Consider the following 4,418-nt stretch of genomic DNA (forward strand, 5'->3'; position numbering starts at 1 on the left):
TGGACCGTGTGGCTGCGCGACCGCGTGAGCCGGACCGTGCCACCCGGCCAGGTCCTCCCCGACCGCCAGCCGGCGTACGTCGCCTCGTGGATCTACGTCTTCGGCGTGCTGACGATCGCGGCCCTGCTCGTCGTGCTGGCCAGCGGCGCGGTGCTCGCGATGGGAGGCGTCGCGTGGTGGCACCGCTCGGCGGTCGGCCACTACGTCAACTCGCTGCACCTGTGGAGCGTCGAACTCTTCTTCGCGTTCATGGTCGTGCATCTCTGGGGCAAGTTCTGGATGGCGGCCTGGCGCGGCGGCCGCGCGCTGACCTGGATCACCGGCGTCGTCGCGTTCCTCGGCTCGATCGGCACGGCGTTCACCGGCTACCTGTCGCAGTCGAACTTCGACTCGCAGTGGATCTCGACGCAGGCCAAGGACGGACTCAACTCGGTCGGCGTCGGGGCCTTCTTCAACGTCCTCGACAGCGGCCAGATGCTGCTCTGGCACGTCGTGCTGCTGCCGTTCGTCGTGGGCGTCATCGTGGTCGGGCACGTGGTGCTCGTGCGCCGTCACGGGGTCGTGCCCCCGATCGACGCCGTCGACCCGAGGCCGCCGGTAGCCGACGCCGAGGGGGCGGCCCGATGAGCGCGACCGCGACCCGCGCACCGGCGGCGACGCCGCCGCGCTCACGCGGCCGCACGCCGGACGCCCACGACTTCCCGACGCGCCCGTACGACCTGGTACGCGAGTTCGTGATCGCGCTCGTCGTCGTCGCGGCGCTGACCGCGGCGCTGGCGGCGGTGTTCTCGTCGCCCGACGAGAAGGCCATCACGCTGCGCGACTGGGCGCGCGTGGCGCCGAACGACGTCGTCGCGACGGCGACGGCGGAGCTCGCCGGCACCTCGACGAGCGCCGGCTACGGGCCGCCGTACAACCACGCGTCCGACGGCCCGAAGCTGGGGCCGCTGCCGCTGGCGAAGTGGGGCGGCGTGCGCATCCCGGTCGACCCGGCCGAGCAGCTCGTCGTCGTGCCGTTGGCCGCCCGATCCGCCGATCCGGCGGTCCAGGCGGCGGTCAAGGCCTGGCGGGCGGCGTCGCCCGACCGCCAGAACACGTGGGCGACGCAGTACGCCGACGCGCTCGCCAAGGCGCCGGACGGTGCCCCTGACCGTGTCGCCGCCGGTGACTACGGGCCGGTGCCGCGACTGGCGTCCGGGCTGCTGCAGCTGGCCCGCAGCGGCGGTCTCGACGGCGCGCTCGACTCGTCCGGCGCGTTCTACGGCGCCGACCAGACGCGGGGGCTGCTGCTGCTCGCCGACGGCGCCTACCTCGAGGACCAGGCCCGTGCCCGGAACCTCGGCGGCGACCAGTGGGGGATGATGAACGAGACGGGCAACTACCCCGGTCAGCCGTGGATGTGGCTGTATACGTTCTGGTACCAGGTCGAGCCGTTCAAGAGCTCCGGCAACGCCGACGCGCTCGTGTGGGGCCTGATGATGCTGCTCAGCCTGCTGCTCGTCCTCGTGCCGTTCATCCCCGGCCTGCGCTCGGTGCCGCGCTGGATCCCGGTGCACCGGCTGATCTGGCGCTCGTACTACCGCACGGTCGAGGGGCAGCGGCCGCGCCGGTGAGCGCGGCGTTACCCACGGGTCAACCTCGGCACGGCGGGGCCGTCACACCGATCGGCTAGCGTCGCGGGCGTGGCTGACCAGAGCACCGGCGCGGCACCGCGCACCGTCCTCGTCACCGGCGGCAACCGCGGCATCGGGCTCGCCGTCGCGCGCGCGTTCGCGGCCAACGGCGACAACGTCGCCGTGACCCACCGTTCCAGCGGGCCGCCCGAGGGGCTGTTCGGCGTGCGCTGCGACATCTCGTCCGGCGACGACGTCGAGGCCGCCTTCACAGCTGTGGAGGCGGAGTTCGGCCCGGTCGAGGTGCTCGTCGCCAACGCCGGCATCACCGATGACACCCTGCTGCTGCGCATGAGCGAGGAGTCGTTCACGCGCGTGCTCGACACGAACCTCACCGGCGCCTACCGCGTCGCCCAGCGGGCGGCGAAGGGGATGCTGCGGGCGCGGAAGGGCCGGCTCATCTTCGTGTCGTCGGTCGTGGCGCTCGTCGGCTCGCCGGGGCAGGCGAACTACGCGGCCAGCAAGGCCGGGCTCATCGGGCTGGCCCGGTCGATCGCCCGCGAGCTCGGTAGCCGCTCGATCACCGCGAACGTCATCGCGCCGGGGTTCATCGAGACCGACATGACCGCCGAGCTCAGCGACGAGCGGAAGAAGGAAGTCCTGGCGGGCGTGCCGCTCGGCCGGTACGGCTCGGCCGACGAGGTCGCCGCCGCCGCGCTCTACCTCGCGTCGCCCGGCGCGGGCTATGTCAACGGGGTCGTGCTGCCGGTCGACGGCGGCCTCGGGATGGGGATCTGACGACATGGGACTGCTGGACGGCAAGCGACTGCTCATCACCGGCGTCATCACCGACGCGTCCATCGCCTTCACCGTGGCGCGCATGGCGCAGCAGGAGGGCGCCACCGTCGTGCTCACCGGCTTCGGGCGTATGTCGCTGGTCGAGCGGGTCGCCCGCAAGCTGCCCCAGCCGCCGCCGGTGGTCGAGCTCGACGTGCAGAATCAGGAGCACCTGGACACGTTGGCCGACCGGGTGCGTGAGCACGTCGACGGGGTCGACGGCGTGCTGCACGCGATCGGCTTTGCGCCGGCGTCGTGCCTCGGCGGCGGCTTCCTCGACGCGCCCTGGACGGACGTCGCCACCGCCGTCCACGTCTCGGCCTACTCGCTCAAGGCGCTCGCCGTCGCGACGCTGCCGCTGTTCGGCGAGGCCGGCGGGTCGATCGTCGGCCTCGACTTCGACGCCCGCGTGGCGTGGCCCGCCTACGACTGGATGGGGGTGGCGAAGGCCGGGCTCGAGTCGGCGTCGCGCTACCTGGCGCGCGAACTCGGACCGAAGAAGATTCGCGTCAACCTCGTCGCGGCCGGCCCGATCCGGACGATGGCGGCCAAGAGCATCCCCGGTTTCTCGCAGTTCGAGGACGCCTGGAACGGTCGTGCGCCACTCGGCTGGGACAACGAGGACAGCGAGCCGGTCGCGCGGAGCACACTGGCATTGCTGTCCGACTGGTTCCCGGCCACCACCGGTGAGCTGATCCACGTCGACGGCGGTTTCCATGCCATGGGTGTGTGACTGACGGAGAACGCATGAGCCAGTACGACGCGCTGCTCTTCCTGAGCTTCGGCGGCCCCGAGGGTCCCGACGACGTGATGCCCTTCCTGCGCAACGTGACGCGGGGGCGAGGCATCCCGGACGAGCGGCTGCTCGAGGTGGCCGCGCACTACCAGCACTTCGGCGGCGTCTCGCCGATCAACGACCAGAACCGGGCGTTGATCGCCGCGCTCGAGCAGGAGTTCGCCGAGCACGGCATCGACCTGCCGATCTACTGGGGCAACCGCAACTGGACGCCCTACGTCGCCGACGCCGTGCAGCGGATGCAGGACGACGGCGTGCGCCGCGCGCTGGTCTTCGCGACCAGCGCGACGACGTCGTACTCGGGCTGCCGGCAGTACCGCGAGGACCTCGCGAAGGCGCGGGTGGCCGTCGGTGACGGTGCACCCGAACTGGTGAAGGTGCGGCACTACTTCGACCACCCCGGCTACGTCGAGGCGCACGCCGCCGGCGTGCGTGCCGCGCTGGCCGAGCTGCCGGACGAGGTGCGCGACGAGGCGCGGCTGGTCTACACGGCGCATTCGATCCCGACCCGCATGAACGACGACTCCGGCCCGCTGCGCAACGGCCTCTACGAGCAGCAGCAGCGCGAGACCGCGCGGCTGGTGAGCGAGGCCGTGCGCGGGCCGGGCGCCGAGTTCGACCTCGTCTGGCAGTCGCGCTCGGGGCCGCCGCAGGTGCCGTGGCTCGAGCCGGACATCGTCGACCACATCAACGCCCTCGCCGACGCCGGCGTGCGCGCGGTGATGGTCGCGCCCACCGGCTTTGTCAGCGACCACATCGAGGTGCGGTGGGATCTCGACAACGAGGCCAAGGAGGCCGCGGACGAACGGGGGATCGCGTTCGTGCGCGCCCGGACCGCCGGCACGCACCCCGGCTTCGTGACGGCGATCCGCGAGCTCGTCGAGGAGCGCCTGCACGGCACCGAGCCCCGCTTCGACGGCCGGCTCGGGCTGTGCGGCGTCGACTGCCCGGACGGCTGCTGCCCGGCGCCGCAGCGCCCGGCCCAGGCCGCGGGCGCGCGGCCCGCGGCGGCGCCGGCCTGACCCATCCTGCGCGCGGAACCCCCCTGGTGTGGCTCGTTGTCAGGCCCCGGAACGGGTCACACCGGGGGGTTCGTGCTCGCTGGGGTCGGGCAGCTGTCGCACGGCGAGGGCGACGAGCAGCACGACCGCGGCCCAGAGGTACCAGTAGCC

5 protein-coding genes are annotated in these 4,418 nt (G+C 72.7%); all 5 read left to right on the plus strand.

Translation table 11 applies throughout. The features are described from left to right. Positions 1–627, plus strand: a 627-nt coding sequence (locus ACTHMS_RS18430; RefSeq protein WP_440308120.1) for a cytochrome b N-terminal domain-containing protein, incomplete at its 5' end; no start/stop codon positions are given. After that, complete coding sequence (locus ACTHMS_RS18435; RefSeq protein ID WP_440308121.1) at positions 624–1,613, plus strand: hypothetical protein; 990 nt, start codon at positions 624–626, stop codon at positions 1,611–1,613. The genes ACTHMS_RS18430 and ACTHMS_RS18435, both read left to right, overlap by 4 nt. Positions 1,614–1,682: 69 nt before the next feature. Beyond that, positions 1,683–2,411, plus strand: coding sequence for a 3-oxoacyl-ACP reductase FabG (gene fabG / locus ACTHMS_RS18440; RefSeq protein WP_440308122.1), 729 nt, complete (start codon positions 1,683–1,685; stop codon positions 2,409–2,411). Between the two features lie 4 nt (positions 2,412–2,415). Then, positions 2,416–3,183 (plus strand): enoyl-ACP reductase FabI, encoded by a 768-nt coding sequence (fabI, locus tag ACTHMS_RS18445; RefSeq protein WP_440308123.1) that lies wholly within the window; start codon positions 2,416–2,418, stop codon positions 3,181–3,183. A 14-nt stretch (positions 3,184–3,197) separates the two neighbouring features. Further along, positions 3,198–4,268, plus strand: a complete 1,071-nt coding sequence (locus tag ACTHMS_RS18450) for a ferrochelatase (protein WP_440308124.1) — start codon at positions 3,198–3,200, stop codon at positions 4,266–4,268. Positions 4,269–4,418 lie beyond the last annotated feature (150 nt).

The organism is Jatrophihabitans sp. (genome assembly GCF_051960575.1).
Classification (GTDB): Bacteria; Actinomycetota; Actinomycetes; order Mycobacteriales; family Jatrophihabitantaceae; genus JBQCEE01.

Excerpts from the sequence above, each read along its gene's own strand:
- ACTHMS_RS18435 (WP_440308121.1), top strand. The coding sequence starts at position 624 with ATGAGCGCGACCGCGACCCGCGCACCGGCGGCGACGCCGCCGCGCTCA.
- fabI (WP_440308123.1), top strand. The coding sequence starts at position 2,416 with ATGGGACTGCTGGACGGCAAGCGACTGCTCATCACCGGCGTCATCACC.
- ACTHMS_RS18450 (WP_440308124.1), top strand. The coding sequence starts at position 3,198 with ATGAGCCAGTACGACGCGCTGCTCTTCCTGAGCTTCGGCGGCCCCGAG.